Origin of the sequence: Slackia isoflavoniconvertens, assembly GCF_003725955.1 — a bacterium.
In the GTDB taxonomy this organism is placed as follows: domain Bacteria; phylum Actinomycetota; class Coriobacteriia; order Coriobacteriales; family Eggerthellaceae; genus Slackia; species Slackia isoflavoniconvertens.
Window position 1 is genome coordinate 157,542 of sequence record NZ_QIBZ01000004.1, and the last position, 25,714, is coordinate 183,255.

Genomic DNA, 25,714 nt, shown 5'->3' on the forward strand with positions numbered 1-25,714 from the left:
GCTACACCGTCCTGATTCGCGGATCGATCAGGATATAGAGCATATCCACCACGATATTGATGATGATGAACGTCACGGCAACAACCAACACGACACCCTGAACGAGCATGGTGTAGTTGGACTGAATGCCGGACAGAATGGCCATGCCCATGCCGGGCAGGTTGAAAATGACCTCAATAACGACCGCGCCGCCGATAAGGTAGCCAATGCGAAGGCCAAGAACGGTAACGGGCGTAATAAGGGCATTGCGCAGCACGTTGCGGCCAATAACGACACCCTTCGGAATGCCGGCGCCAAGCGCGGTGCGCACGTAGTCTTTATCGAGTTCTTCGACCATAGAGGTGCGAATAACACGAGTGAGCTGGCCAGTGACGGGAATAGCCAGTGCGATAGCGGGCATCGCCATGCGGGCGAGCCAGCCAGCCGGGTCTTGCGCAAAGCTGGGCAGCGCACCGGATGCGGGCAGCACATGCATCATAGACGAGAACAGCAAGATCATGAGAACCGCCAGCCAGAAAGAGGGCGTAGCGATAGCCGCGATTGAGAACACGCGGATAACTTGGTCGGGCCATTTGTCTCGATACACGGCGGAAACAATGCCGAGGATGGTCGCAAGAACCACCGCGATGATCAAGCCCATAAACGTAAGCTGCAGCGTAACCGGCAGTGCCTGCGCAACGCGATCGGCGACCGATGCGTTGTTGGCGCCATAGGTGCCAAGGTCGCCCTGAACAAGGCCGACCATGAAGTTGCCGTACTGCACAAGCACCGGATCATTCAAGCCATGCTCTTCACGATACTGAATGACCTGAGCTTCTGACGCGTTTTCGCCAAGGACCGAATATGCCTGGTCGATCGGCGAAAGCGACATGAGGAAAAACACGAGGATAGTGACGCCGATGATCATGATTGGCAGAGCGATCAAGCGTCGGCCAATCAATCTGAGGAGGTTGCTCACCGTGTTCCCCCTTTCGCAATCGTGCGGGCATTGCCCGCTTCCCTAAAAAACAAGCCTGCGCTTCCCCGTCAAAGGCAAGAGAACAGACTTATTGATTATACAGAAAAGGCCGCTCACCGATGAATAAGAACCGCTGTTTTCTCGAGATGAATTCGAACGCAGACCCCCTCCCCCGCAGACGGATTAAATTCGACGGCAAACGGCAATATTCAAGCGCGAACGGATAGTTCACTCTCCATCGAATTCAAGTTTTCGCCATGGAAACCGCACATCAACGTTTCAACAACAAAAAAAGGAACGCGCCGAAGCGCGTTCCTTAAAACATCAGGTGACTTCTCTGCGTTAGTTGGCAGCAGCGGAAGCGTCGATGAAGACCAGGCCCGTGGTCGCGATGGGCTTGAAGCCTGCGATCTTGTCGGCCCAGTAGCCGGTTGCAACCTCGCGATGGAACAGCGGGTACAGCGGGCAGTATTCGGCGATGATGTCGAAGCACTGGTTCCACAGCTCCTGCTGAGCCTTCTCGTCGGCCTCTTCGCGAGCCTCCTGCATGAGCTCCTGGAGCTCCTTCCACTTGCCGTCGGCAGCCTTAGCCCAGCAAGAACGACCGCGGGTCCAGGTGTTGTCGCCGTACCACCAGCTCATGAGCAGGTCGGGGTCGTTGCCGAAGCAGGTCGGGTCGCCAGGGGTGAGCATGACGTCGTAGTCAAGCACGGAATCGGACTCAGCGAGAGCAGACCAGTTGATCTTCTCTTCCTGAATCTCGCACTTAACGCCAGCAGCCTCGAGGTCGTTCTTGATCTGAGCAGCAAGGCCCTTGACCCAGTTGTTGTTGGTGAGAAGCTTGAAGGAAAGGTCGCTCACGCCGGCCTCTTCGAGCAGCTTCTTGGCCTTCTCGGTGTCATAGGTGTACACCGTTTTAGCCTCGTGATAGTTCTTGTGGTCCTTGGGCAGGAAACCAGTAACCTTGCTTGCATGACCAGCCATCTGGTTGCTGATGAGCTTGTCAACGTCGATAGCGTAGAAGAATGCCTGACGAACGCGATAGTCGTCGAAAGGAGCCTTCAGCGTGTTGAACATAAGGAACGGCTGGTTGAAGCCCTGAACGTACTCAACGGTAGCGCCAGCAGCGGAAAGCTGGTCGGCGTTGGCGTCGGGAACGTTCTCCATAACCTGAACCGTGGCCTCCTGCAAAGAGGTGGTACGGGCGGTTTCGTCGAGCTGGATGAACCACTGCATCTTGTCGGCGGTAGCCTTGTGCTCGCCGTTGTAGTTGGCGTTGGGCAAAAAGTCAATTTCGCCGCCGTCGTCGCCATTGATGGAGTCGTACATCCACGGACCAGAGCCGATGGGCTTGGTCTTCAGGTCGTCCTCGGTGAGGCTCTTCGGGAAAACCTTAACGACGGACAGACGACCCTCGAGCAGGCTTTCGAAGGGGTACTTCAGCGTGAAGGTGACGGTGGTGTCGTCCTTCTCGGCAACGGCGTCGATGAAGGAAAGGAATGCACCGTAGGTGGCGTCGGCCATGTTGAGCTCGAACGCGTTCACAACGTCAGCGGCAGTAACCGCGGTGCCGTCGGAGAACTTAGCACCGTCGCGAAGAGCAACTTCATACTCGGTTTCGGAAACCTTGACCGGCTTGTCGGCAGCCAGGGCATTGTAGGTCTTGTAGGTGTGCAGATCGAGGTCGTACAGGCCCTCGAAAACATGCCAGGTAGCAGCAAGCATCAGAGCAGAGCTGTTGCCAATGGGGTTCACGTTGGTGGACGTGTAAGAGCAAGCGCCGGTCAGCGTGCCGCCCTCAGCCGCGGTCGCGGTGGAGCCGGTAGCACCTTCAGAGCCAGCGTCGCTTCCGCCGCCGCAACCAGCAAGGCCCAGGCCAACAGTGGCAGCAGCCACAGCGGAGCCAGCAACGAACGTGCGGCGATCGAGGTTAAACGAGTTTTCCATGATCCTCCCTTTCAAAAAGGTACAGTCGATGCCCAACCTTCCAAGCAAAGCATCAAAGCGCCCACGGCTCATATTGGAGGCCGTGCAAGTAAGGCGCGGGCAAAATTCAAAAAAGAACCCTGCCCGAGCCCAGCACGAATGCATCGCTCCCCGTGCGCAATGCCCTTCCCTCTTCAAGCCGACAAGTAGAATACCCCAAATTCGAAACGTTTCAGGCGTGGGGTAATGACTTGTAATATTTAAGGGTGCTTTCGGCGGTAAGCGGCATCTTTAACCGCACGAACGGCACAAAAAAAGGCCGGCCATTCGGCCAGCCTTTTTTCAATCAAGCGTGCTGAGCTCGTTTTGTCGAAAAGCCCAAAGGGCGATTCAAAAAAGAGCTTACGCGTTGAAGAGCTCGATGGTGTCGCCGTCTTTCAGCGTAACCATGGCCTTCTTCCAGGTGCGGGTGCGACCCGGCTGCATACGAACGCGTTTCGGCTTCGACTTGACGTTCAGGGTGTTCACCTTCGTCACGGTCACATTGAAGATAGCTTCGATGGCCTGGCGAATCTCAACCTTGTTGGAGTCTTTGGCGACTTCGAAGGTGTAGGTGTTCTTGTTCATCATGTCGTAGCTGTGCTCGGTGATAACCGGGCGAATGATGACCTCGCGGGGATCCTTCATTATGCAAGCACCTCCTCGAGGCGTTCCAGGGCGGCCACGGTCAGAACGAGCTGCTTGTTGTCGACGAGCTCGTAGGTGTTGGCGGCCGAGACGGGAATGATGTTGACGTTCTCGAGGTTGCGGAACGAAAGGAAGGTGTTCACGTCGTCGTCAGCGATAACAACGGTAGCACGAACCTTGTCGAAGCCCAGGGCCTCCATGGAAGCCTTCGCATCTTTGGTGCGAGGAGCCTCGAAGGCGAACTGGTCAACCACGGTGAGCTGCTCGTCGGCCAGCTTAGCGGAAAGCGCAGAGCGCATAGCAAGCTTGACTTCCTTGCGGTTCACGCGGAACGCGTAAGAACGGGTGTGGGGACCGAACACGGTGCCGCCGCCAACCCACTGAGGGGAGCGGATGGAACCCTGGCGGGCACGACCGGTGCCCTTCTGGCGCCACGGCTTCTTGCCGCCGCCGCGAACTTCGCCACGGGTCTTGGTGTTAGCAGTGCCCTGACGCAGGCCGGCGCGATAGGCACGCACGACCGTGTGCATCACGTGGATGTTCGGCTCGATGCCGAACACGGCGTCGTTCAGCTCGACGGATTTAACCGTCTTGCCCGCGACGTCTTTGATGTCAATAGTAGCCATTGTGGTGTTTCTCCTAATAAAGCGGGGCACTAGGCCATGCGGACGCGAACGATGCCGTTCTTGCCGCCCGGGACGGCGCCCTTCACGAGGATCAGGTTCTGCTCAGCGTCAACGCGAACAACCTCGAGGTTCTTCACGGTAACGGTGTCGCAGCCCATGTGACCCGGAAGGCGAACGCCCTTGAAGACGCGGGAAGGCGTGGCGCACTGGCCGATAGAGCCGGGAGCGCGATGGAAGTGAGCACCGTGTCCGCCAGGGCCGCCAGCGAAGCCATGGCGCTTGATAACGCCAGCGAAGCCTTTACCCTTGGAAGTGCCGGTAACGTCGACCTTCTTCACGTCGGCGAAAGCTGCAACGGTCTGCAGGTCGCCGGTCTTGTACTCAGAAGCATTCTCGACGCGAACCTCACGCAGGTAGCGAACAGGCTCGGTGCCGAGCTTGGCGAAATGGCCGCCCATGGGCTTGGTGATCTTCTTGGGCTTGATGGCGCCAAAACCAAGCTGAACAGCTTCGTAACCGTCGGTAGCAGCGGTCTTCACCTGGCAAACCTTGTTGGGCTCAGCCACGATGATAGTGACGGGCACAACCTGGTCGTCCTCGTTGAAGATCTGAGTCATACCGATCTTTTTGCCGTAGATAGCGTTGATCATCTCATGCACTCCTTACAGCTTGATCTCGATGTCGACACCAGCCGGGAGGTCGAGGCGCATCAGCGAATCAACCGTGTTCGGGGTGGGCTCGAGAATGTCGATCAGGCGCTTGTGCGTGCGCATCTCAAACTGCTCGCGAGAGTCTTTATCCTTGTGCGGGCCTTTGACGACGCAGTACAGGTTGCGCTCGGTGGGCAGAGGGATAGGTCCGGAAACCTTGGCACCGGTCTTCTGGGCGGTGTCGACGATGAGCTTGGTGGACTGATCCACGATCTCATGGTCGTAGCCCTTCAGGCGGATGCGAATCTTCTGATTAGCCACTTTCATTTCCTCCATGAATTAAGCGGTTCGCCGATTAGGCGTTGCCGCCGGCCTTGCTGATAATATCCGCAGCCACGTTCTTGGGAACGGGCTCGTAGGAATCGAACTGCATGGTGTACGTCGCACGGCCCTGCGTACCAGAACGCAGGTCGGTGGCGTAGCCGAACATCATACCCAGAGGCACCTTCGCAGAGATGACCACAGCGCCGCTGCGCTGCTCCTGGCCCTGAATCATGCCGCGGCGGCTCGGGATGTCGCCCATAACGAAGCCGGTGTACTCATCGGGAGTTTCGACTTCGACAGCCATGACGGGCTCGAGGATGACGGGGTCAGACTTGCGCAGAGCGTCCTTGATGGCCATAGAGCCAGCAACCTTGAAGGCGGCTTCAGAGGAGTCGACTTCATGGTAAGAACCGTCGATGAGCTCGACGCGAACGTCCTCGACCGGGTAGCCAGCCAGAACGCCAGAATGCAGCGCTTCCTGGATGCCCTTGTCGATAGCGGGGATGTATTCCTTGGGAACAACGCCGCCGACGATCTTGTTCTCGAACAGGTAGCCCTTGCCAGCTTCCTGCGGGTACATGTTGATGACCGCATGGCCGTACTGGCCGCGACCACCGGACTGACGCACGAACTTGCCTTCGGCGCCGAGCACTTCGTGGCCCGGACGCTCGCGGTAAGCAACCTGCGGCTTGCCGACGTTCGCTTCGACCTTGAACTCACGGAGCAGACGGTCGATGATGATTTCGAGGTGCAGCTCGCCCATGCCAGCGATGATGGTCTGGCCGGTCTCGTGGTTGGTGGACACGCGGAAAGTCGGGTCCTCCTCAGCCAGCTTCTGCAGCGCGAGGCTCATCTTGTCCTGCTCAGCCTTGGTCTTAGGCTCGACAGCAATGTCGATAACGGGATCAGCGAACTCCATGGACTCAAGGATGATAGGAGCATCCTCGGAGCACAGGGTGTCGCCCGTGGTGGTGCTCTTCAGGCCAACAACGGCAACGATGTCGCCAGCAGCGCAAGTATCGATGTCGACTCGCTGGTTGGAGTGCATCTGCAGCAGGCGGCCGATACGCTCGTTCTTGTCCTTGGTAGCGTTGACCACGTAGGAACCGGAATCAAGCTTGCCCGAGTACACACGCAGGTACGTAAGCTTACCAACGAAGGGGTCGGCCATAATCTTGAAGGCCAAAGCCGAGAAGGGAGCCTTCGGGTCGGCTTCGCGGGTGTCTTCCTCGCCAGTCTCGGGGTTGGTGCCCTTGATGGCAGGAACGTCGCCCGGAGCAGGCAGGTAATCGACAACGGCGTCGAGGAGTTCCTGAACGCCCTTGTTCTTGTAAGCGGAACCCACGAAGACGGGGTTGATCTTGCAAGCGATTACACCCTTGCGCAGAGCAGCCTTGAGCTCTTCAACGGAGAACTCTTCGTCCATGAGAACCTTCTCCATGAGTTCGTCGTCGCAGTCGGCTGCGGCGTCCACGAGCTCCTGGCGGTAGATGGCAGCATCGTCGGCAAACTCGGCCGGGATGGCATCCATCGGCTCGGGGTAGGTCATGCCCTTGTCATCGGCCTTGAAGTCCCATGCGGTCATGGTAACGAGGTCGATAACGCCCCAGAAGTTGTCCTCAGCGCCCATGGGCAGCTGAGCGGCAACTGCATTCGCACCCAGGCGATCCTTCATCGTCTGAATCGCATGCAGGAAGTCGGCGCCGACGCGGTCATACTTGTTGATGAACGCGATGCGAGGAACGCCATAGCGCTCGGCCTGACGCCAAACGGTCTCAGACTGAGGCTGAACGCCAGCGACGGCGTCGAAAACGGCAACGGTGCCGTCGAGAACACGGAGGGAACGCTCGACCTCAGCGGTGAAGTCAACGTGGCCCGGGGTGTCGATGATCTGGAAGCGATAGGTTTCGCCATCTTTCTTCCAGAAGCAGGTGGTAGCAGCAGCGGTAATAGTTACGCCGCGCTCCTGTTCCTGAACCATCCAGTCCATGGTGGCAGCGCCATCGTGGACCTCGCCGATTTTGTGCGTCTTGCCCGTGTAGTACAGGATACGCTCGGTCGTGGTGGTTTTGCCGGCATCAATGTGAGCCATGATGCCAAAGTTACGGGTGAGATTAAGGTCGTTTGCCTTTGCCATTATCTCTCACGCCCTACCAACGATAGTGCGAGAATGCACGGTTGGATTCAGCCATCTTGTAGAGGTCTTCGCGCTTCTTGACAGACGCGCCAGTGTTCTCGGCGGCGTCCATGATTTCAGCAGCAAGACGCTGAGACATGGTGTGCTCCTTGCGCTTACGGGAGAAGTCGACGATCCAACGGATGGCGAGGGTGGTGGCGCGACGGGGGTTGACTTCCATCGGCACCTGGTAGGTTGCGCCGCCAACACGCTTGGGCTTGACCTCAAGGGTGGGGCGAACGTTGTCCATAGCCTTCTTGAAGACGCTGAGGGCGTCCTGCTGGGTCTTCTCGGCGACGATGTCGAACGCACCGTAGACGATACGCTCGGCGAGGGACTTCTTGCCGTCGAGGAGGACTTTGTTGATCAGCTGAGTGACCAAACGGTTGTTGTACACGGCGTCCGGCTGAACTTCGCGGCGGACTGCTGCTGCACGACGAGGCATAAATGTGCTCCTTGGTGATTGTGCGCGCTTCCGGGGATTTCCCCATTAGGCCTTTATCGGCCCGCGCGACTTACTCATACTTATTTCGGGCGCTTAGCACCGTAACGGCTGCGAGCCTGCATGCGGTTATTCACAGCAGCGCAGTCGAGGGCGGCGCGAATAATCTTGTAACGCACGCCCGGGAGGTCCTTAACACGGCCACCGCGGATAAGCACCATGGAGTGCTCCTGCAGGTTGTGACCGATGCCAGGAATGTAGGCGGTAACCTCCATGCCGTTGACGAGACGAACACGAGCAACCTTACGGAGTGCAGAGTTCGGCTTCTTCGGGGTGGTGGTGTACACACGCGTGCACACGCCACGCTTCTGGGGGTTGCCCTTGAGCGCCGGGGTCTTCTTCTTGTCGACCTGCTTGGCGCGGCCCTTGCGGACCAGCTGGTTAATAGTAGGCAAAGCTTCTCCTTCAAATCTTACGGCTTGCCGGCACTTTCCAGCGACCTGCGCAAGCTCGTTCTTGCCTGGGCTGAGTGGGTCAGCCCCTCCCCTGGCCTTGCGCTTCCCAAGCTCAATGTTCAACCCAGGAGCTCGAAAACCGTTCGGCCTTGCCTGCAGCCTGGCAGCACGCCGGCGCAAACAAACGTCCCTCGCGAAACGCAAGGCGAAACTTTACCATCGTCAAAATAGAGTGTCAAACGCCACGCACCCGGGCGTATCTATTCATCTTAAATATCGTTTTCCCAGGTCACAGCTCTTTTAATCATAATTAAGTCGAGGAATTGTGAACGAATCGGCAAAAAAATCTTGAACCAATCAACGGTTTGTGGAAGGAAACGCAAAAATGCAATGTGTATATTGCATTACGAAGCGGAAGCCTATCCCCATGCACCTCACAAGGAAACGCCGCGCTCGAAAGGCACGTTTTCCAGCGCGAAAATTACGACAGTATGCCGTCTCGAGGCAACCATTGTATGAACCGCGGACAAAGCATCGTGTTTTAAAAAGCACGCACGTCAATAGTCGCTCTTCCGAAACACGACCGATGATTGTCGCTTTTCCAAATCGCCCTCATAAAGAAAGGAAGCCGCAAAACGCAGCTTCCAGAACAATATGTAATTTCAAGGAACGCGTAAACCCGTTACGCAAGTTCGCTATTTCGCAAAACCAATTTTCTTTTCGTCTTCGGTATTGAAAAGCTGGCGATGCTCGTCAGACTCTTCAATCCCATGACGGTCGGCATAGCCCGTAAGCATGAGCGTCAAGGCGCCGTCGCCCGTGATATTGCACGCAGTGCCGAAGCTATCTTGCAGGGCGAATACGGTGAGCACGAGCGCCGTGGCCGTATCGCCGAAACCGAGCACGCCCGTAATAAGGCCAAGCGATGCCATAACGGTGCCGCCGGGAACGCCGGGAGCGCCAATGGCGAATACGCCAAGCAGCAGGCAGAACAAAATCATGGTAGAAAGCTCGGGCATGGATCCATTGATCATTTGACCAATGGTCATAACGAAGAAGACTTCCGTGAGCACCGAGCCACACAAATGGATGTTGGCGAAAAGCGGAATGCCGAAGCTCACCATATCGCGACGCAGCGGAGGCACAGCGCGATTGGCGCCCTGAAGCGCAACGGCGAGCGTCGCAGCGGATGACATGGTGCCAACAGCCGTCAAATACGCGGGGCCGTATTGGCGAAGAACCTTCAACGTATTCTTTCCCGAATAAGCACCGGCGATTCCGTACAGAATAGCAAGCCAGATGTAATGGCCGACGATGACGATAAGCACCACCGCAAGGAACACGGGCAGCTGACGCGTAATGGTGCCCTCATATGCAAGACCGCAAAACGTCGTAGCGATAAAGAACGGCAGAATCGGAATAACCACGCGCGTCACAATGGACAAAACGATGCGCTGGAACTCGTCGAGCAGCTTGCACATGAGATCGGCATGCGTCCATACCGCGGCAAGGCCAAGCAGAATGGAAAGCACTAGCGCACTCATAACAGGCATGATTTGTGGAATATCGAGCTGGAATACGATATCGGGCAGCTCTTTGAGTCCTTCAACCGACGTGGCGATAGACAGGTTGGGAATGATCGCATAGCCGGCGAGCATCGAGAACAGCGCAGCGCCAATGCTCGAGCAATACGCGATAAGCACAGCCACGCCCAGAATGCGCGACACGTTCGAGCCGAGCTTCGTGATGGACGGCGCAATAAAGCCGATGATAATAAGCGGAACACAGAACATAATGACCTGGCCGAGCACGTACTTGACCGTCACAACCACGTTCATAACCGCCTCGTTGGCAACAAGGCCAACGAGAATGCCCGCGACCACCGCTACGAGCAAGATAAACGGCAGACTGGTGAAAAACTTCTTCATGAAAACCTCCGTGCTAATATGCGGCACAAGCCCGAAAACGCAAACAATACCATGTTATGCGGCCCACAACGACGAGGCATGAGGACTCATGGATTAATGGACGAAAACGTTCGTGAAAGCCAGCCAGAAGAAGACGACGCACGCCGGCACAGCGCCTAAGCGACGTGAAAGGCGTACATCATAATCGACTGATTCGCGATTGCATTCGCGTCCCAAGTTTTCACGGTATTCACACTGGAATACGGGTCGTTGATTTGAATCGTGCCGTCACTCGAAATGCCTCGCGCAACGAAGAAGTGACCGCTATCGGTGAAATCACCAGGACCTACGTTAACGATCACGACGAAGCCGTTTTTGAGATAGCGAACGAGGCTTGCTGCGGAGGGAGAGAATTCCTCGCACGCAAGGCCAAGCTTTCCGGCATCATTAACAAGAAATTCGCCGATGGTCCCTTCCCCATCGACCGCATACCCATCGGCGGTCGCAAGAGCGGCCATGTCGGCGGGCGACTTGTCGGTTTTGCCCGTGAGCGCCATATAGACCATAGAAAGCGACGTGGGACAGCATCCCGTAGAACCAAGAGCGGCGCCGCAATACTCGACATAGCCCCAACGCTGATCCCATTGTTTCAAGTCGGGAACCGATCCCCGCGCCACGGTATCAGAGTACGCCGCACCCGAACTTGCAGGATATCGATCGGGAAAATCGGCAACATAATCAAGAGCCTCGGGGTCTTTAGCGGCAAGTTCCAGCATTTTCTGCTGGTAGTGCTCCCCCGTTTTACCAAGAGCGACAACATTATTCACAATGCTCACGATACGCGGGTCATCAGATTGAGCTTCGAGAGATTCGCGCGTTTTTGCATCTAAACCCGCGGGCAATAGAGAGAAATCCGCAATTTCCGCATCACCAGAAGCATCCCCGTCTTCGCCTGGAACGCTTTCTACTTCCTCAAAAGTATCCAACGAGGCAATTTCGGGAGTATGCCCGAAACGAGAAGCAACAACCATCAGCGAAAAGATAACAAGAACCGCAACGACACAAATGACGACAGATCTCGGAATCGACGAGAGAGACGACAGCGAAGCCGCGATATAACGAACACCACGATAATCGGAACGAAACGACCTGCCATGCATCCGTGAATGAGAATTATGACTACCGGCATGATCTCCACCGGCATCTCGGGCATTCTTGGGTCGATGAGCACTGCGCCCCGAAAGATCGAAAATATCATCATCAAAGGAAACGTCTTTTTTCGAAGCCTGCCTACGCTCAAGGCGGATGCGAGCAGCATCACGCGTTTCGTTTTCGATTGATATTTTCTTGTCTTCGTCGTTCGGCAGCACGCTCGAATCCTTCTTATATAGATAACAGCAATTCGTATCAGCAATAAGCCAGCTAGAGGCGCTTGGCTTTTTCAATCGTTGCCAAAAGGCTCTCGATGACCGCCGAACGCATGCCTTTCTCCTCGAGCACGCGAAGGCCTTCGATGGTCGTGCCGGCAGGCGAGCAGACAGCATCTTTCAGCGCGGCGGGATGCTGGCCCGTTTCGAGCACCATACGAGCCGAGCCCGCAACGGCAGCCGCGGCCATGCGATATGCCGATGCCCTGGGCAACCCTTCGGCAACGCCAGCATCGGCCATGGCCTCGATGAACATATATACATATGCTGGAGAACAACCAGCGACGGCAGTTGCGGCATCGAAAAGGTGCTCAGAGAGCACCTCGCCTTCGCCAAACGATTGGACGAAAGCCATGACGCGAGCCTTGTCGGCCTCGTCAAGCCCGTCGCCATACGCAACAGACGTCATACCGCAGCCAATGGCAGCAGGTGTATTGGGCATCAATCGCACGATTTTTTTCGCGCCCGTTTTTTCGGCAAGCCATGAAAGCGTTTTACCAGGAGCAATGGAGACTACGATCGCCTCGCTCGAAAGCGAGGGCGCGACTTCGGCAATAACCGATTCGTACATTTGAGGTTTGACGGCCAAAATAACCATCTCGGCTTTTGCCGCATCGCCATTGTTCGAAGCCACATTGACACCGAATTCCTCATGAACGGCATCGAGCGTTTTCTGCGTACGCGCGGAAACGATGATATCGCCAGATTCGCACAAGCCAGCAGAAAGCACGCCAGAAAGCATAGCGCGGCCCATATTGCCGCACCCAACAAAACCAATCTTATGCATGAGGCCCACCTTAAAAGAGGAAGTTCGAACTCGCATCGCAGAGCCTTCCCGCCCGCGTCGAAGACATCAGACCGTAGCACAAAGCCGCATGGAGAACGCTCTGGAAGCGATTCATCCGCAAATGCTGCAACCCATTCCCAAAACGTTCTTTCGCATCGTTTCAGGAATGGGTTGCGGAATAACCCGCAATATCGCGTCGCAGACGATACCGCGCGAAAGCAAGAGGCCGGCCCCGAAAGGCCGGCCTTTCAATTAAGCCGCGAGAATCGGCGCAGCAACCTGCTTCTTGCGCGAAAGGACGCCCGGCATCCATACGCTCTTGCCAGTGACATCGATGCCGAAGACCTTGTTCACGAATTCGGTATCGCCTTCGCAAATGAACTGGCTGCCCTCAGCCAGAATGTCGGTCGCGAAGAAGAGCACGAATTGGTAGCCCTTCTCGGCAACGAGAGCCTTGATGGCCTCGCGAATCTCAGCCTCGCGACCAAGCACGGCCTGAAGGTCGACGGTTTCGAACTGGCCGATATAAACCTTGTTGCCGTTCGAAAGCTCGAATTCCTTCGCATCGGCGTTCACGATTTTATCGACAGGCAGCTCGGCCGGGTTGGAGCGGCACTTGAAGATGCTCATGCCGTACTCCACCGGGTCAACGCCAACGAATTCAGCCGTTTTCGCGATGATGTCGCGGTCGAAATTCGTGGTGGTAGGAGACTTCATGATCACCGTGTCGGTGAGCATGGCGCCCAACAGCACGGCAGCGATAGCCTTAGGCATTTCGATGCCCTCGATGCCGAACTCGCGAGCAACAATCGCGCAGGTCGAGCCAACAGGCATGGCGTTGTAGCGCAGCGGCTGCGCGGTGGTAAGGCCGCCCAGACGATGGTGGTCGATAATTTCGACAATCTCGGCATTCTCGAGGCCCTCGGCAGACTGCAGCGCCTCGCTGTGGTCGACAAGAATCACCTTATCGCCTTCGCCCACACCCTCGATGAGACGCGGGGTCTCGATGCCATTCTCGGAAAGAATCCACTCGGTCTCGGGCGGGAGACCGCCGAGGCGAACAGCTTCGTACGTCACATCTTCGCCGTTCTTCTTGGCGAGTTCGTTCTTCAGATAGGCATAGCCAATCGCAGCCGAAATCGCGTCGTTATCGGGATTCTTGTGACCGAACACCAGAATCGAAGGCATAGGGTTTCCTCCTTGTTTCACTTCATACAAATCGCAGCGAAACAGTGTACCATGGCAGAATCACGCGAGCCCGTTCGTGTGCAATGACCCATAGAATTCCCAGCAGAAAGGCCAAACATGAGGATTCTTGGCATTCGAGATATCATCGGCCCCATTATGATTGGCCCATCGAGCAGCCACACCGCGGGCGCGCTTCGCATCGCGAGCATGTGCCGCCGTTTGCTCGCGGGCGAGCCTCGCCAGGTGGCCTTTCATCTATACGGCAGCTTTGCCCACACCTATCGCGGACACGGCACCGACAAAGCCCTTGTCGCAGGCCTGCTCGGCATGGCGGCCGACGACGAACGCATTCGCGATTCATTCGAAATCGCCAAACAACAAGACTTGAGTTTCACATTCGAGCCGCGCCCGAACGAACCGATGCCCCACCCCAACACCGTATGCATCGAAGTCACCGATTCCACGGGTTCTCATGTTTCCATGCGTGGAGAAAGCATTGGCGGAGGCGCAGCGGTCATCACGCGCATCAACGGCATCGACGTGCGCCTGACGGGCGAATATCACAGCATCGTCGTGAAGCAACGCGACGTGGCAGGCGTGCTCGCGCACATCGCGACATGCCTTTCGGTATTCGACGTGAATATCGCCACCACAAAGCTGTTCCGCGAACGAAAAGGCGAGCTCGCCTACACCATTATGCAAACCGATGACGAAATCGACGAGCGCGTGGCCGCAAGCATCGCGAAGCATCCAGACATCTTCGACGTGCGCATCGTGAAAAGCGACCGAGCGAGCGAAGCGGTTGCCCCCGTGAAAGGCAATGCGGAAAACGCCGGCGGTTTCGCCGCCGAATTCACCCCGCAGGAAGCCGCCGCCCGTTTTGAAGAACTCGATTTTGCATGCGGGGCAGAAATGCTCGCCTATTGCGAACATGAAGGCATCGCAATTTCTGAGGCAATGTGCCGCCGCGAACGGTGCATGCTTGCAGCCGATGGCGTCGCGGTCGACAACACGCGACGCTATTTGGAACGCGTGCTTTCCGTTATGCGCGAATCGGCAACCGCGCCCATAGCATCGCCCGTGCGTTCGATGGGCGGCCTCATTGGTGGAGAGGCAGCCGCGCTTTCGAAGCTCGAGGCCAAAACGGATAGCGGCACGGCCAACGCATGCATCGCCGACCCCATGCTCGCCCGCGCAACCACGTATGCCATGGCGGTGCTCGAAACGAACGCGTCTATGGGGCGCATTGTCGCGGCCCCCACAGCCGGTTCTTCAGGTGTCGTGCCCGCAATGCTTTTAGCGGCGCAAGATAAACATGGATCCAGCGATGAAGAGCTCATCAACGCTTTAGCGAACGCAGCCGCAATTGGGTATTTGATCACGAGGAATGCTACGGTTGCCGGAGCCGAAGGCGGCTGTCAAGCCGAAGTTGGCGCCGCGAGCGCCATGGCCGCAAGCGCGGCATGCGAGCTTTTCGGAGGAACGCCCGCACAATGCTTCGCCGCAGCGAGCAATGCGCTTTGCGGGCTCATGGGCCTTGTGTGCGACCCCGTCGCAGGCCTGGTCGAAGCGCCCTGCCAGAAGCGCAACGCCACGGGCGTCGCCAACGCAATCGTATCGGCGCAAATCGCGCTTGCGGGCATTGGCAACCTCGCGAACTTCGACGAAACCGTTGAAGCCATGCGGCGCGTGGGCAATTCCCTTCCCTTCGAGCTTCGAGAAAGCGCACTCGGCGGCCTTGCCGCAACGCCTTCCGCATGCGCATTCTGCGAAGGCTGCATGAACTAGCAAACCAGCAGGATGTGTTAAATGCTCGTAGCATTTAACACATCCGTCTCGCCCTTTTCGCACAGGAACGCTAGCGAACCACTTCCCCTTTATAGCCCGTGATGCCGCCGATATTCTCAACCTTGGTGTAACCCGAACGCTTCAAAAACGAGAGCGCTTGACCGCTTCTCGACCCCGTGAGGCAATGGACGAAAATCGGGGTCTCCTTTTCCGGATATTCCTGAAGCACGCGCTTAATGTCGTTAAGGGGGATATTGACGCTCCCAGGAATATGGCCCTGTCCATATTCTTCTTCACTACGCACATCAATCAAAACCGCGCCATCGGTCGCGCGCCACCGGTCAACGCCCCTGTTAATAGTGGCTCCTGTAATCAAGTCTATAAAGCTCATGCGGTGCTCCTCATCTTTCTTCAAACGCCCTCGCAAAGCGGCGACACGTTTGCACGCCGACGTTGGATTTCAACTATAGTCCACTTGTAAAATACTAATATTACAGTCATTTGTAAGGAGGTTCTCGTGTTTTAAAGCGGCAAAATCTGGATGGACCAGAGCGACAACCCCCGTTATTTGCTGCTCAACCAGGCAACCGGCATGGACTCATCGCCGATGCATCAGGCACCGACGCCCCCTCCATTGCCTGCAAGGCCGCCTGCCCGAAACCCCAACTCTCCCGCCGACCTGTTAAACGCTACGAGCATTTAACAGGTCGGTGTCTACCGGCCCCAAACAGCAAGGAGTGTTTGAGCATGCTACCTGTTTTTCTTCAAGGATTATCGTTGGGGCTGGCATTTCTTGCCCCTATCGGCATGCAGAACCTCTTCGTCATCAACAGCGCGTTAAGTCATACGTTCGGTCGAGCACTGGCGACGTCTCTCGTAGTTGTGTTCTGGGACATCTCCCTGGGAGTTACGTGTTTCTTGGGAGCTGGGGCGCTCATGGACGCGTTTCCGTGGCTTAAGAAAATCATGCTGGGGCTTGGCGGCATACTGGTTATATACATAGGCATAGGCCTTATTAGGACGGAAGCGAGCTTGGATGGCGGCAAAGACGTCAACCAGCCATTCTTGAAGATCATCGCTGCCGCATTCGTTGTGACATGGCTCAACCCACAAGCCCTCATCGATGGCACCATGATGTTGGGGGCATTCAGGGCAACGCTACCAGCAGGCGGCGACCTTCCCTTCATCCTCGGCTTCACGTCGGCAAGCTTCATTTGGTTCAACAGCCTTGCCATTGCGTCGAATTTGCTCGGAGCCAAAATCAATACGCGCACCCTTACCTGGCTCAATCGCCTTTGCGGCGTTGTGATCATTTGCTACGGAGCAAAGCTGCTTTTCGATTTGGCAAGAATGATTTTCGGATAAAACGCCCCCACAAAACAGCAGCCAACGGCACAACGGCCCAACCGCTAGCAAAAAAAACGGGGCCCGCATATGCGAGCCCCGCCAAAGGGAGGGTGTATTGAAATAGTGAGTCTTATCGTTAGCCTTGAATGGCCTTTGCGACAACCTCGCCGGCATTCTTGCCAAACACCGTGATGTCGCAAACGGCGTTGCCGCCAATACGGTTGTTGCCATGAATGCCGCCCGTTACTTCGCCCGCAGCATACAGGCCTTTAATCGGCTCGTCGCCTTCACCAAGAGCCTGATTGTCGACATTAATCTTAATGCCGCCCATCTCGTGATGAATGCCAGGAGCAACCTTAATGGCGTACATATTGCCAGGCTGGAATTCAATCATGCCCTGAGTACGACCGAATTCATCGGTTGCGCCCTCGGTCGTGAGCTTGTTGTAGGCATCGATGGTCGCCTGCAAGGTAGCTGCATCAACCTCGATTTCTTTAGCCAAGGCCTCGACCGAGTCGCCCTTCTTCACAAGGCCGCTCTTGTCGTAGTTCGCAGCGGCTTTATTCTTGTCGTAAACGGTCTGATCGAAAACCTCCCACGCAAATTTACCCGGCTGCTCAAGCTCTGCGGCAGAGACCTTGTCACGCGTGCTCATTTCATTGAAGAAGCGCTTGCCTTCGGAGTTGACCAGAATTGCGCCGCCACCGCGCAGGCCCTCTGCTATCAGCATAGAAGAGCTCTGTTCGACAGTCGGGTGAATCTGAATCTGATCCATCTGAATCAGCTGTGCGCCAACCGCTTCGGCCATTGCGTAGCCATCACCTGTAGCGCCAGGCTGGTTGGTAGAAACATACCCCTCAAGGTCGGGGCGATACTTCGTAATCATGTCGGGATTGGAACCCAAACCGCCTGCGGCGAGAATAACAGCCTTGGCGCTGTAGTCGCCCTTGTCGGTTTTCACGCCGGTAATCGATCCATCGTCGGCCTGCACGAGCTCCTTGACGTTACAATTTGTCTTGATTTCGATGCCACGATCCTCAACGGCCTTTTGCAAACCAGGAACAATGGTCTTGCCGACAGCAGAGCCGTCGGTCGGGCGATGGCAGCGCTTCACCGACATGCCGCCCGTCATCGTAATATTGTCAAGCGTGATGCCCAAGCCATCAAGCCAATCAATAGCTCCGGCGGAGTTATCGCACATGAAGTGGACGAGCTCCGGATTGCCAGTATCGTGACCGCCATCCAAGGTTTCCTGGGCAAAAAGCTCATTGGAGTCCTCGATGCCCTGAGCCTTCTGGAATTTCGTTTCGGAAGCGTTCATGCCCGAAGACGAGAAATTCGTGTTGCCGCCGACATTGCCTTCTTTCTCAAGAACGACGACCTTCTCAACGCCTGCATCATGCGCCGCGATGGCAGCAGACATGCCCGCTCCACCAGCACCCACGATAACGATGTCGTATTCTTCGGCCTTACTTTCTGCCTTGCCGTTACCTTTGCTGGAGCAGCCCGCCATGCCAAAAGCAGCCATCGCACCAACAGTTGCCGCGCCTACAACAAAATTTCGACGTGAAATTTGCATTGCCATAAGAAATCCCTCCTAATGATTCCCTCTGGTTCATTACGCTTTGAACCTTCCTTAGCGAGCCCTTCACGCCCGTTAAGTGGGCATTATCCTAGATATTTCATAGGTTTATCGTCTACGCCCAATTTGGGTGTTTTAACGTTTACCCAGTTCAATAGCTTGCATAACATCTTTTACACCCACATGAACACCCATACCCAAAGCGCCAAGGTTTCAAAACGACTATACTGCTGAACACGCTTCAGCACGAAAGGCCGAAGGCGTTGGAGGGAATTACATGAGTTCAAGACAGAAAGCAGCGTGCGCAACAGCCGGACTTGCATGCGCATTCGGGGGGATTTGGTCAATCGATGCGCATGTCGCCGCGCTTTCGGGCACGCCCTACACAACGCTTTGGATGCGCATCGTATCGCTCTGCGTCTATCTCGTTGCATGCGCCATCGCTATCAGAGAACCGAGCATCTTCGATGGCAATGGCGAAACCGCCAGAAAGCGAGCCGCGCACCTGATTGCATGCAGCACGGCATGCCTCTTCATATCGCTTGCGGGCTCGCTCGGATTTATCTACGGAGCCAAAGGCGCGCTTGCCTTGGCATGCGGCTTCGCCATGAAGCTCTTTGGAGCCCCGCTCACCATTGCCTTGGTGTGCTGCTATTCACGCATTAAAAAGGCTGATTCGACGAAAGCCTCGCTTACAGGCATCTCAGGCGCGTTCGTTGCTCAGTCGATACTATCTTCGATTAATGTCCAACAGCTCTGGCATCCCCTCATTGGCATATGCGCAGGGTTCGCCCTCTGCGCTGTTGCAATCATCTGCATCGCAGCGCTTTTATGCACAGAAGGGCCTGAAGCAGCGCACGCGCCCTCGGGCACCCAATTGACAAAGAGCCAACCAAACGAATCGCGCAACCAGCTCCCTCTTCGAAACGTATTCACGGGACCATTCCTCGCCATACTTGTAAGCACGTCCTTCATGCTTGGTTTTATGCGCTCGGGGCTACAAACCAACGACGCTTTAAGCGCGTCGCCTTTTATCGCCATCGCCCTTGTCGCGTTCTGCGCCCTTTTGATTCCGACCGATGCGCACGTGAGCCTTTCAAACCTTCTGAGCGTCGGTCTCGCATGCGTCGCGGCAGCCTTCCTCGTGGCTCCGCTCATCGACTCTACCGTTCCAGATTGCCAAACGATTTTAGCAACCTTAGGCACCACCGTTTTAGAAGCGGCAGCATGGGCAATGGCGGCGAGCGCCGCACGTCAAAGCCGAAAAACGCTTGTGGCAGCCGCGTTTGCACGCCTGTGCGTTGCGTTCGGTCATCTCCTGGGCGCATTAATCGCTCGAAGCATGCTCGTCCTTTCCAATGCAGACGCGAGCGCAATTCAGGCAGGCTCGCTCGTCGTCATCTTCGTATATTTCATGGTCGCGCTGTTCTTGGGACGCGGTTCGACGGAAGCATTTGTCCAAATCGAAAAGGAATCAACCGCACGCGAAACCGACAGTCGGGTTTCCGCGCTCGAAGAAACCGCAACGCTCATTGGCATGGAAAACGATACATGCGGCCGCAACGAGAACGAGGCCGATCAAGAACACTTGGACCATACGCATGCAGAACTTCGCCAGAAGCCTTTTGCGCCCAGCAAAGCACAAACGAGCACAACTTCGCATATGGAATTCGATGCCATATGCGACGACCGCACGGAGCGCGCACTCGAAGCTATCGCGCACACATGCCAACTTACCCCGCGCGAAATCGAAGTGTTTAGGCTCCTGTCACTCGGCAGGGATATCTCAACTATAGAAAACGACCTGTGCATATCGCGAAACACCGCGAAGATGCACATTCGTCATGTATACCAAAAACTGGAGGTTCATTCGAAGCAAGAACTCATCGACCTCGTAAGAGCCCAATAAGAAGCTCCGCAGATATATAGTGAACCCTCTCGCTACAAGAGGAACGATGCAGAGAAATCAATCTCATGAATAAGATCCACACTCCCCTAAAGCCGTAGTGTGCCGTTCAACCCAAGCTAGCGGAATTGCCTTATGTCCCAAATTGTCAAGAGCGGCGCAAGGCCAACCGAAATGTGCCAACGGGGCATACAACCGCAAGGAATGAAACGGCCTCACTCATTAGAACGACGCATTCCCATTGCACCCCTCCCTGGCCAGTTTCATATAAACGGCAGGCGATTCAATGCCAACCGACTTGTACCCCATTTCCTGAGCCACCCTGCACGTCGTGCCCGTGCCAACGAAAGGATCGAGAACGATTCCACCTTCAGGGCAAGTGAGCGCAATAGGATTTTTCACAAGATCCTCGGGAAAGGGAGCATAGTGGTATTCGCCGCTGTGCTCATCTTCAGGGAAGACATTCCAGACATCGGATACCAGTGCGCTATTCCTCTTGAACTTTATAAAGTGTAATCCATTTTCAGCAAGCTCCTTCTCACCCGCCGACAACCCAGTAGAGTTTCTATGGGCAGTACGAATTCCCCTGCGTAAGACCATGCTGAAATCGGACACTTTGCCACATTCGACAAGGTGCAGCATCTTATCAAGGGCAGCATACGCATTTGATTTTTCGGAATCGCTCAGCTTGGTTGAACGCTCGACTTTCCTGCGATAGCGAGCGTCCGACATGCCAGCAGCAGAAACGGCTACGCCCTGTATTATTTTTCTGGCTTTACGTGGCAACTCAAATGCGGCGCCAGCATCGTAGAAGTAACCCTGGGGCTCTTTGCTGAAAAAGAAAATAGGTTCCCAAAGGGAGCACAGCTTACCTTCGGCAGCCCCTGGAGCAGCCGTGAGTTTATTCCACGCAATTTGGTTGTGCAGGGTAAACCCAACTTCATCGGTAAGACGAATGGCCACTCTCGCGGGGATGAGCGCGAGGTTTCCATTGACGCAATCATTGCCCAAATGAAACCAGAAAGAACCAGTGGGCTTGAGAACTCTGCAACCAGCAAACATGCAATCGCAGCTGGTAACGCGAGAGACATCCCAGGAGGAAACGTCCGCGGCGGACAGCAACAGGCAACAAAAGAACATACCCGCCATGCCGGTCACGCTCGAGGTGTCCCAGCTTGAGCATTCGATAGAAGCGAGCGCCGAGCAGCCAGCAAAGTTACAAAAGAAAATGTCAGCAACTATGCATGGCAATCAGCGATCCTTCTGGTAAGGGCGGCAAGCTTTTCCGCTTGTGCTGATTGCCATGCGTTCTTCTTGTCCTAGGCGAGCTTGCGAGCGAGCTCTCGCACCTCTTCCAACTTGGGCGACGATGCCATGCTGTCGCGCTCGGTCATGCCGCTGATGGTGACAATGCCCTGGTCCTCCCACTTGCAGTACGCGCAGGTTGACTTGTACATAGCGATCGCCGCATCATGGACGCCCTCGCTGTGGCTATCGAGCAAAAGGGCCGTCTTGGTGAACGGGAAGCCCGTAGCACCGAAGGCGTACAGGCGGTCGATGGCGGCCTTCTCCTGCGCAGTGATATCAAACCAGTAGATAGGCGAAGCAAAGACGACCATATCGGCGCCTTTCAGCGACTCGATCACGTCGGCCATGTCGTCCTTCTGCACGCAGACGCCCTTATGGGCAAAGCAGTACTGGCATCCCAAGCAGCCGGCGATCTTCTTGCTGGCAACGCGAATGACCTCGACCGTATGGCCGCCCTCACGCGCGGTCTCGGCAAACGCCTCGACCATGGTGTCGGTATTGGCGCCCTTGCGCGGGCTACCACTCAATACAACGATATTCATAGAAATCTCCCTCCTTCATGCCGCAGGCGCGCGGCACACATTATGTTGTAACCAAAACGGATGGAGTTATTCAATCGCCCCGTTTTGGCTACTCCCACTCTTTAGAAGAATCGTTGCTGGGGACTTGGCATTAAATCAAGACACGCCTTATTTCAGATATTCCTCAAAGAATGCTTTCAGCTTTTCAAACGGAATGACGTCCATCTGATCGTAAAGGTCGGTGTGGCTGGCACTGGGGATAATGAGCAATTCCTTGTTGTCCCCCGTCAGCTTGTTGTACGCGGTTTCGCTGAAATAGCGGGAGTGCGCCTTCTCGCCGTGCACCAGCAGCACGGCGGAGCGGATTTCGTTGCTATATTGCAAAATCGGCATATTCAAAAAGGACAGCGAAGACGTCACATTCCAGCCGCCGTTGGAGTTCAGGCTGCGGGGATGATAGCCTCGCGATGTCTTGTAGTAGGCGTAATAGTCCGCTACAAACTGCGGCGCATCCTCCGGTAGCGGGTCGATCACGCCGCCCGCCAGCGCATAGCTGACGTTTTTATAATCCTCGGTGCGCTGCGCGTTCAACGCTTTCCGCTTTTCAAAGCGTGCCTGCTCGGAATCCTCGGCGTCAAAATAGCCGTTTGCAGTCACGCGGGTCATATCGTACATGGTCATAGCCGCGGTAGCTTTGATACGGGTGTCGATGGCTGCTGCATTGACTGCCATGCCGCCCCAACCGCAGATACCGATGATGCCGATACGCTCCGGATCAACACTTTCCTGCACAGAGAGGAAATCCACCGCTGCGCAGAAGTCCTCGGTGTTGATGTCCGGGGATGCTACATAGCGGGGCGTGCCGCCGCTCTCGCCGGTATAGGACGGGTCAAAGGCAAGTGTGAAAAAGCCCAGCTCCGCCATTTTCTGCGCATATAGGCCGGAGGACTGCTCCTTCACCGCGCCATACGGGCCGCTGACGGCGATGGCGGGCAGTTTGCCTTCCGCGTTCTTCGGCACGTACACGTCGGCCGCCAGCGTGATGCCGTATCGGTTGTGGAATGTCACCTTGCCGTGCCCCACCATCTCGCTTTTAGGGAACACCTTGTCCCATTCCTGCGTCAGTTTCAACTGCTCCATGCCTAAGCCTGCTTGTTTGTCGCTTTAAGGTATTGCTCGTAATCCACAGGCTCCAACCACTCGTTGGAGGTCTCCTCGCCCGGAACCTCCACCGCGAGATGGGAGAACCAGCTGTCGGGCGCGGCTCCGTGCCAATGTTTCACACCCGGGGCGATGTTGACCACGTCGCCAGGGCACAGCTCCTGTGCCGGTTTGCCCCATTCCTGGTAAAGCCCTCGACCAGCCACGCAGACGAGAATCTGCCCGCCGCCGCTTTTGGCGTGATGGATGTGCCAGTTGTTGCGGCAGCCGGGCTCGAACGTAACGTTGTAAATGCCGACCTGCTCGGTGGAAAGGGGCGCGAGGTAGCTTTGCCCGATAAAGTACTTCGCGAATGCGTCGTTGGGCGCGCCGATGGGGAAGGCCATCTTGTTTTGGTGCTTGGCCTTTTCATCGACATCGTCGCGCTCATCCGCCCAGACCTCCTTCGCCATGCGAAAGGCCGCCCACGCCTTGGGCCATCCCGCGTAAAACGCCGCGTGTGTAAGGATTTCCGCTATCTCCGTCCTGGTCACGCCGTTGTTCTTTGCGGACATCAGATGATATTGAAACGAAGAGTCCGTCAGCCCCTGTGCCATCAAGGCCACAACCGTCACCACGCTGCGGTCTCGAAGGGAAAGCCCGTCTTCTCGACTCCACACCTCACCGAACAGCACATCGTCATTGAGCTGTGCAAATTTGGGGGCAAAATCCCCCAGGGCATCTCTGCCCGCCGTCTGCTTAATCGTCATGTTTGATTCCTCCTGTCGATGGTTTTGAGTGCAAAACTGCTTCCGCACAGCTAAGCCGCACCTAAATTTCCATGCCCATTCGTTGCGCCTGCTCCAGAGCAGGATGCCCGGCGATGTCGCCCACGCCGTTCACGCCGCCGGCGAAAACCGTTCCGGCAAGCGTGCAGCGGGAGAAGCAGTCGACCCATCCCTGCACGGCCTTCTTCGCGCCGTCGAAGGTCGAGCGCCCACTCTCCGCCGCCGTCGCCAATAGATACGCCTCGGTGAATGCGTAATCGGAGCCGAAAAGCGGGTTGGCGCGGTCCAGCATGGTCTTGAGCTGGCCGCAGACGCTGTAGTAGTAGACGGGCGTTGCGAACACCAACACATCCGCATCGCGCATTTTGGCGACAATTTCCACGGCATCGTCCTGGATGACGCAGCGCCCCAGCTTTAGGCAGGCAAGGCAGCCCTTGCAGAAGCCGAGCTGCTTTTCGCGCAGGTGCACGGTCTCCACGCTGTGGCCCGCTTCCCGCGCTCCTTTGGCGAAGGCGTCCGCCAGCGTCTCGGAATTGCCATTCTTTCGAGGGCTTGAAGAGACTATCAAAACCGTTTTGCCCATTACGGAATACCCCTTGAACTCGCGATTTATATTGACGAGAATGAAGGTAATACCTAAACCTGGCTTTAGGTCAAGAAGTGAATTCGAGATTTATCCGGAGGAGCCATGTACACAATCGGACAGGTGGCGGAGATGTTCGGTCTGCCCGTTTCCACGCTGCGGTATTACGACAAGCAGGGATTGTTCCCGGGCCTGGAGCGAGCATCCGGCATTCGCCGGTTCGGCGATACGGAACTCGAAGCGCTTCGGGTCATCGAATGTCTGAAAAAGGCGGGAATGGAGATCAAGGATATCCGGCTGTTCATGGAATGGTGCGCAGAGGGCCCGTCCACTTACCCCCAGCGCAAAGCCATGTTCGAGGAGCGAAAGGCCCACATGGAGTCGGAGATCGCGAAGATGAACCGCGCGCTGGACATGCTGAGGTTCAAATGCTGGTACTACGAGCAGGCGATTCAAGATGGCAGCGAGGATAGGCTGGAGGCGCTGATTCCCGACGATCTGCCGGAGGAGATTAAAGATGTCTACGAGAACGCCCACGCACGATAAAGCCGCCCGGCCTCAAAGGGCTTTGGCGACGAGCCGTTTTTAGGTAGCAATGCAAAGAGAAGGCCTCCGAATCAGGCTTATAGGGCAAAATGTGTGTCCCGATAGGACATCCGTTTCCATCCATTAATCCAGCCAGAACGGGTACGGGTCCCTGTGGTGGAGGTCCCCCACACGGCCCTGTCGCCCCACTCCAGCCCTCCGTCCTCGCGCGACGGCGAGGCGGGGTAGGCGCTGAACAGGAAGTCGATGTCCGCGTCGGTCGGCATCGCGGCGAGCTTCTTGCGCGCCGTCCTTGCGTCCCCCGAGTGAGCGTGGCACCACCGGAACACCGCCTTCACGCGCTTGGCCGACGTCGGCCCCCGGTGGTTGCGCGGGACGGCCCCCAGCTGCGAGTTCACCCCTCCCTCGATCATGTTGTTGGTCGACGGCAGCGGGCCGGCCTTGGCCAGGGCGGGGTCGAGGTGGGTGAACAGCGTCCCCGCCGACACCTCGTCGCCGTGTCGTCGCACCTCACCGTCGTCGACGCTGTGTTTCGTCAAGAGGATTTGAGCAAAAAGAGCATCGGAAATTGAGCAGCCTGAGCATCGGAAGTGCGCACGCTTTCTGAGCGGCTAGCCCTCCTGCATGAGGGCATGGCGGACGCGGTAGGACT

25 protein-coding genes are annotated in these 25,714 nt (G+C 56.4%); 4 read left to right on the plus strand and 21 right to left on the minus strand.

Annotated elements, in window-relative coordinates; genetic code table 11:
- Position 1: 1 nt before the first annotated feature.
- The 13 genes from DMP05_RS03350 to DMP05_RS03410 all read right to left on the minus strand — a co-directional run bounded on the left by DMP05_RS03350 (position 2) and on the right by DMP05_RS03410 (position 13,553).
- Positions 2-958, minus strand: a complete 957-nt coding sequence (locus DMP05_RS03350) for an ABC transporter permease (protein ID WP_123219154.1) — start codon at positions 956-958, stop codon at positions 2-4.
- Between the two features lie 342 nt (positions 959-1,300).
- Positions 1,301-2,905, minus strand: a complete 1,605-nt coding sequence (locus DMP05_RS03355) for an ABC transporter substrate-binding protein (RefSeq protein WP_123219155.1) — start codon at positions 2,903-2,905, stop codon at positions 1,301-1,303.
- A gap of 381 nt (positions 2,906-3,286) precedes the next feature.
- A complete protein-coding gene (gene rplW, locus DMP05_RS03360) occupies positions 3,287-3,571 on the minus strand; it encodes a 50S ribosomal protein L23 (protein WP_114616163.1) in 285 nt (94 codons plus the stop codon).
- Complete coding sequence (gene rplD, locus DMP05_RS03365) at positions 3,571-4,197, minus strand: 50S ribosomal protein L4 (protein WP_114616162.1); 627 nt, start codon at positions 4,195-4,197, stop codon at positions 3,571-3,573. Before rplD ends, rplW begins: the two co-directional genes overlap by 1 nt.
- A 29-nt stretch (positions 4,198-4,226) precedes the next feature.
- Positions 4,227-4,847: a 50S ribosomal protein L3 gene (gene rplC, locus DMP05_RS03370; RefSeq protein ID WP_114616161.1), complete on the minus strand. Its 621-nt coding sequence runs from the start codon at positions 4,845-4,847 to the stop codon at positions 4,227-4,229.
- Positions 4,848-4,859: 12 nt separating this feature from the next.
- Entirely contained in the window at positions 4,860-5,174 is a 315-nt protein-coding gene (gene rpsJ, locus DMP05_RS03375) for a 30S ribosomal protein S10 (RefSeq protein WP_221182916.1), read from the minus strand.
- A 28-nt stretch (positions 5,175-5,202) separates the two neighbouring features.
- Positions 5,203-7,308 carry an elongation factor G gene (fusA, locus tag DMP05_RS03380; protein ID WP_123219156.1) on the minus strand — a complete coding sequence of 702 codons (2,106 nt, stop codon included), beginning with the start codon at positions 7,306-7,308 and terminating at the stop codon, positions 5,203-5,205.
- Positions 7,309-7,321: 13 nt separating this feature from the next.
- Positions 7,322-7,792, minus strand: a complete 471-nt coding sequence (gene rpsG / locus DMP05_RS03385) for a 30S ribosomal protein S7 (protein WP_123219157.1) — start codon at positions 7,790-7,792, stop codon at positions 7,322-7,324.
- A gap of 80 nt (positions 7,793-7,872) precedes the next feature.
- Complete coding sequence (rpsL, locus tag DMP05_RS03390; RefSeq protein ID WP_114616158.1) at positions 7,873-8,244, minus strand: 30S ribosomal protein S12; 372 nt, start codon at positions 8,242-8,244, stop codon at positions 7,873-7,875.
- 695 nt (positions 8,245-8,939) lie between these two features.
- Positions 8,940-10,172 (minus strand): dicarboxylate/amino acid:cation symporter, encoded by a 1,233-nt coding sequence (locus DMP05_RS03395; RefSeq protein WP_123219158.1) that lies wholly within the window; start codon positions 10,170-10,172, stop codon positions 8,940-8,942.
- A 155-nt stretch (positions 10,173-10,327) separates the two neighbouring features.
- On the minus strand, positions 10,328-11,137 hold the full coding sequence (locus DMP05_RS03400; RefSeq protein ID WP_183907121.1) for a C39 family peptidase: 810 nt from the start codon (positions 11,135-11,137) through the stop codon (positions 10,328-10,330).
- Positions 11,138-11,573: 436 nt separating this feature from the next.
- A complete protein-coding gene (proC, locus tag DMP05_RS03405) occupies positions 11,574-12,365 on the minus strand; it encodes a pyrroline-5-carboxylate reductase (RefSeq protein WP_123219184.1) in 792 nt (263 codons plus the stop codon).
- A gap of 252 nt (positions 12,366-12,617) precedes the next feature.
- Positions 12,618-13,553 carry a manganese-dependent inorganic pyrophosphatase gene (locus DMP05_RS03410; protein WP_123219160.1) on the minus strand — a complete coding sequence of 312 codons (936 nt, stop codon included), beginning with the start codon at positions 13,551-13,553 and terminating at the stop codon, positions 12,618-12,620.
- A gap of 117 nt (positions 13,554-13,670) precedes the next feature.
- Here DMP05_RS03410 and sdaAA point away from each other — a divergent pair, with 117 nt between their 5' ends.
- Positions 13,671-15,341 (plus strand): L-serine ammonia-lyase, iron-sulfur-dependent, subunit alpha, encoded by a 1,671-nt coding sequence (gene sdaAA / locus DMP05_RS03415; RefSeq protein ID WP_123219161.1) that lies wholly within the window; start codon positions 13,671-13,673, stop codon positions 15,339-15,341.
- A 70-nt stretch (positions 15,342-15,411) separates the two neighbouring features.
- On the opposite strand, the gene DMP05_RS03420 is transcribed toward sdaAA, so the two are convergent.
- Entirely contained in the window at positions 15,412-15,732 is a 321-nt protein-coding gene (locus DMP05_RS03420; protein WP_123219162.1) for a rhodanese-like domain-containing protein, read from the minus strand.
- 386 nt (positions 15,733-16,118) lie between these two features.
- On the opposite strand from DMP05_RS03420, the gene DMP05_RS03425 reads away from it, so the two are divergent.
- A complete protein-coding gene (locus DMP05_RS03425; protein ID WP_211326842.1) occupies positions 16,119-16,706 on the plus strand; it encodes a LysE/ArgO family amino acid transporter in 588 nt (195 codons plus the stop codon).
- A 118-nt stretch (positions 16,707-16,824) separates the two neighbouring features.
- Here the strand turns inward: DMP05_RS03425 and DMP05_RS03430 are convergent, their stop codons facing one another.
- Complete coding sequence (locus tag DMP05_RS03430) at positions 16,825-18,273, minus strand: flavocytochrome c (protein ID WP_123219164.1); 1,449 nt, start codon at positions 18,271-18,273, stop codon at positions 16,825-16,827.
- Positions 18,274-19,243: 970 nt separating this feature from the next.
- On the opposite strand from DMP05_RS03430, the gene DMP05_RS09805 reads away from it, so the two are divergent.
- The gene (locus tag DMP05_RS09805) at positions 19,244-20,179 is read left to right on the plus strand and encodes a response regulator transcription factor (protein ID WP_161957456.1); all 936 of its coding nucleotides are present in this window, start codon (positions 19,244-19,246) and stop codon (positions 20,177-20,179) included.
- Between the two features lie 219 nt (positions 20,180-20,398).
- Here the strand turns inward: DMP05_RS09805 and DMP05_RS03440 are convergent, their stop codons facing one another.
- The 5 genes from DMP05_RS03440 to DMP05_RS03460 form a co-directional block, all read right to left on the minus strand.
- Positions 20,399-21,427: a DNA methyltransferase gene (locus DMP05_RS03440; RefSeq protein WP_123219166.1), complete on the minus strand. Its 1,029-nt coding sequence runs from the start codon at positions 21,425-21,427 to the stop codon at positions 20,399-20,401.
- A gap of 68 nt (positions 21,428-21,495) precedes the next feature.
- Complete coding sequence (locus DMP05_RS03445; RefSeq protein ID WP_123219167.1) at positions 21,496-22,026, minus strand: flavodoxin family protein; 531 nt, start codon at positions 22,024-22,026, stop codon at positions 21,496-21,498.
- A 147-nt stretch (positions 22,027-22,173) separates the two neighbouring features.
- Entirely contained in the window at positions 22,174-23,145 is a 972-nt protein-coding gene (locus tag DMP05_RS03450; protein WP_123219168.1) for an alpha/beta hydrolase, read from the minus strand.
- A gap of 2 nt (positions 23,146-23,147) precedes the next feature.
- Complete coding sequence (locus tag DMP05_RS10090; RefSeq protein ID WP_123219169.1) at positions 23,148-23,915, minus strand: carboxymuconolactone decarboxylase family protein; 768 nt, start codon at positions 23,913-23,915, stop codon at positions 23,148-23,150.
- Between the two features lie 61 nt (positions 23,916-23,976).
- Positions 23,977-24,516 carry a flavodoxin family protein gene (locus DMP05_RS03460; protein ID WP_123219170.1) on the minus strand — a complete coding sequence of 180 codons (540 nt, stop codon included), beginning with the start codon at positions 24,514-24,516 and terminating at the stop codon, positions 23,977-23,979.
- A 105-nt stretch (positions 24,517-24,621) separates the two neighbouring features.
- Between DMP05_RS03460 and DMP05_RS03465 the strand changes: the two genes are divergently transcribed.
- Complete coding sequence (locus tag DMP05_RS03465; RefSeq protein WP_123219171.1) at positions 24,622-25,062, plus strand: MerR family transcriptional regulator; 441 nt, start codon at positions 24,622-24,624, stop codon at positions 25,060-25,062.
- Between the two features lie 77 nt (positions 25,063-25,139).
- Here DMP05_RS03465 and DMP05_RS03470 read toward each other — a convergent pair whose 3' ends face one another.
- Positions 25,140-25,601 carry a hypothetical protein gene (locus DMP05_RS03470; protein WP_148039685.1) on the minus strand — a complete coding sequence of 154 codons (462 nt, stop codon included), beginning with the start codon at positions 25,599-25,601 and terminating at the stop codon, positions 25,140-25,142.
- Positions 25,602-25,714: the final 113 nt, after the last annotated feature.

What these genes read in the sequence shown, in the direction of transcription:
- proC (WP_123219184.1), bottom strand. Translation starts at nt 12,365, where the DNA reads ATGCATAAGATTGGTTTTGTTGGGTGCGGCAATATGGGCCGCGCTATG.
- DMP05_RS03395 (WP_123219158.1), bottom strand. Translation starts at nt 10,172, where the DNA reads ATGAAGAAGTTTTTCACCAGTCTGCCGTTTATCTTGCTCGTAGCGGTG.
- rplW (WP_114616163.1), bottom strand. Translation starts at nt 3,571, where the DNA reads ATGAAGGATCCCCGCGAGGTCATCATTCGCCCGGTTATCACCGAGCAC.
- DMP05_RS03410 (WP_123219160.1), bottom strand. Translation starts at nt 13,553, where the DNA reads ATGCCTTCGATTCTGGTGTTCGGTCACAAGAATCCCGATAACGACGCG.
- sdaAA (WP_123219161.1), top strand. Translation starts at nt 13,671, where the DNA reads ATGAGGATTCTTGGCATTCGAGATATCATCGGCCCCATTATGATTGGC.
- rplD (WP_114616162.1), bottom strand. Translation starts at nt 4,197, where the DNA reads ATGGCTACTATTGACATCAAAGACGTCGCGGGCAAGACGGTTAAATCC.
- rpsG (WP_123219157.1), bottom strand. Translation starts at nt 7,792, where the DNA reads ATGCCTCGTCGTGCAGCAGCAGTCCGCCGCGAAGTTCAGCCGGACGCC.
- DMP05_RS03445 (WP_123219167.1), bottom strand. Translation starts at nt 22,026, where the DNA reads ATGAATATCGTTGTATTGAGTGGTAGCCCGCGCAAGGGCGCCAATACC.
- rplC (WP_114616161.1), bottom strand. Translation starts at nt 4,847, where the DNA reads ATGATCAACGCTATCTACGGCAAAAAGATCGGTATGACTCAGATCTTC.
- DMP05_RS03450 (WP_123219168.1), bottom strand. Translation starts at nt 23,145, where the DNA reads ATGGAGCAGTTGAAACTGACGCAGGAATGGGACAAGGTGTTCCCTAAA.
- rpsJ (WP_221182916.1), bottom strand. Translation starts at nt 5,174, where the DNA reads ATGAAAGTGGCTAATCAGAAGATTCGCATCCGCCTGAAGGGCTACGAC.
- DMP05_RS03420 (WP_123219162.1), bottom strand. Translation starts at nt 15,732, where the DNA reads ATGAGCTTTATAGACTTGATTACAGGAGCCACTATTAACAGGGGCGTT.
- DMP05_RS10090 (WP_123219169.1), bottom strand. Translation starts at nt 23,915, where the DNA reads ATGACGATTAAGCAGACGGCGGGCAGAGATGCCCTGGGGGATTTTGCC.
- DMP05_RS03465 (WP_123219171.1), top strand. Translation starts at nt 24,622, where the DNA reads ATGTACACAATCGGACAGGTGGCGGAGATGTTCGGTCTGCCCGTTTCC.
- DMP05_RS09805 (WP_161957456.1), top strand. Translation starts at nt 19,244, where the DNA reads ATGCTTGGTTTTATGCGCTCGGGGCTACAAACCAACGACGCTTTAAGC.
- DMP05_RS03430 (WP_123219164.1), bottom strand. Translation starts at nt 18,273, where the DNA reads ATGGCAATGCAAATTTCACGTCGAAATTTTGTTGTAGGCGCGGCAACT.
- DMP05_RS03355 (WP_123219155.1), bottom strand. Translation starts at nt 2,905, where the DNA reads ATGGAAAACTCGTTTAACCTCGATCGCCGCACGTTCGTTGCTGGCTCC.
- DMP05_RS03460 (WP_123219170.1), bottom strand. Translation starts at nt 24,516, where the DNA reads ATGGGCAAAACGGTTTTGATAGTCTCTTCAAGCCCTCGAAAGAATGGC.
- fusA (WP_123219156.1), bottom strand. Translation starts at nt 7,308, where the DNA reads ATGGCAAAGGCAAACGACCTTAATCTCACCCGTAACTTTGGCATCATG.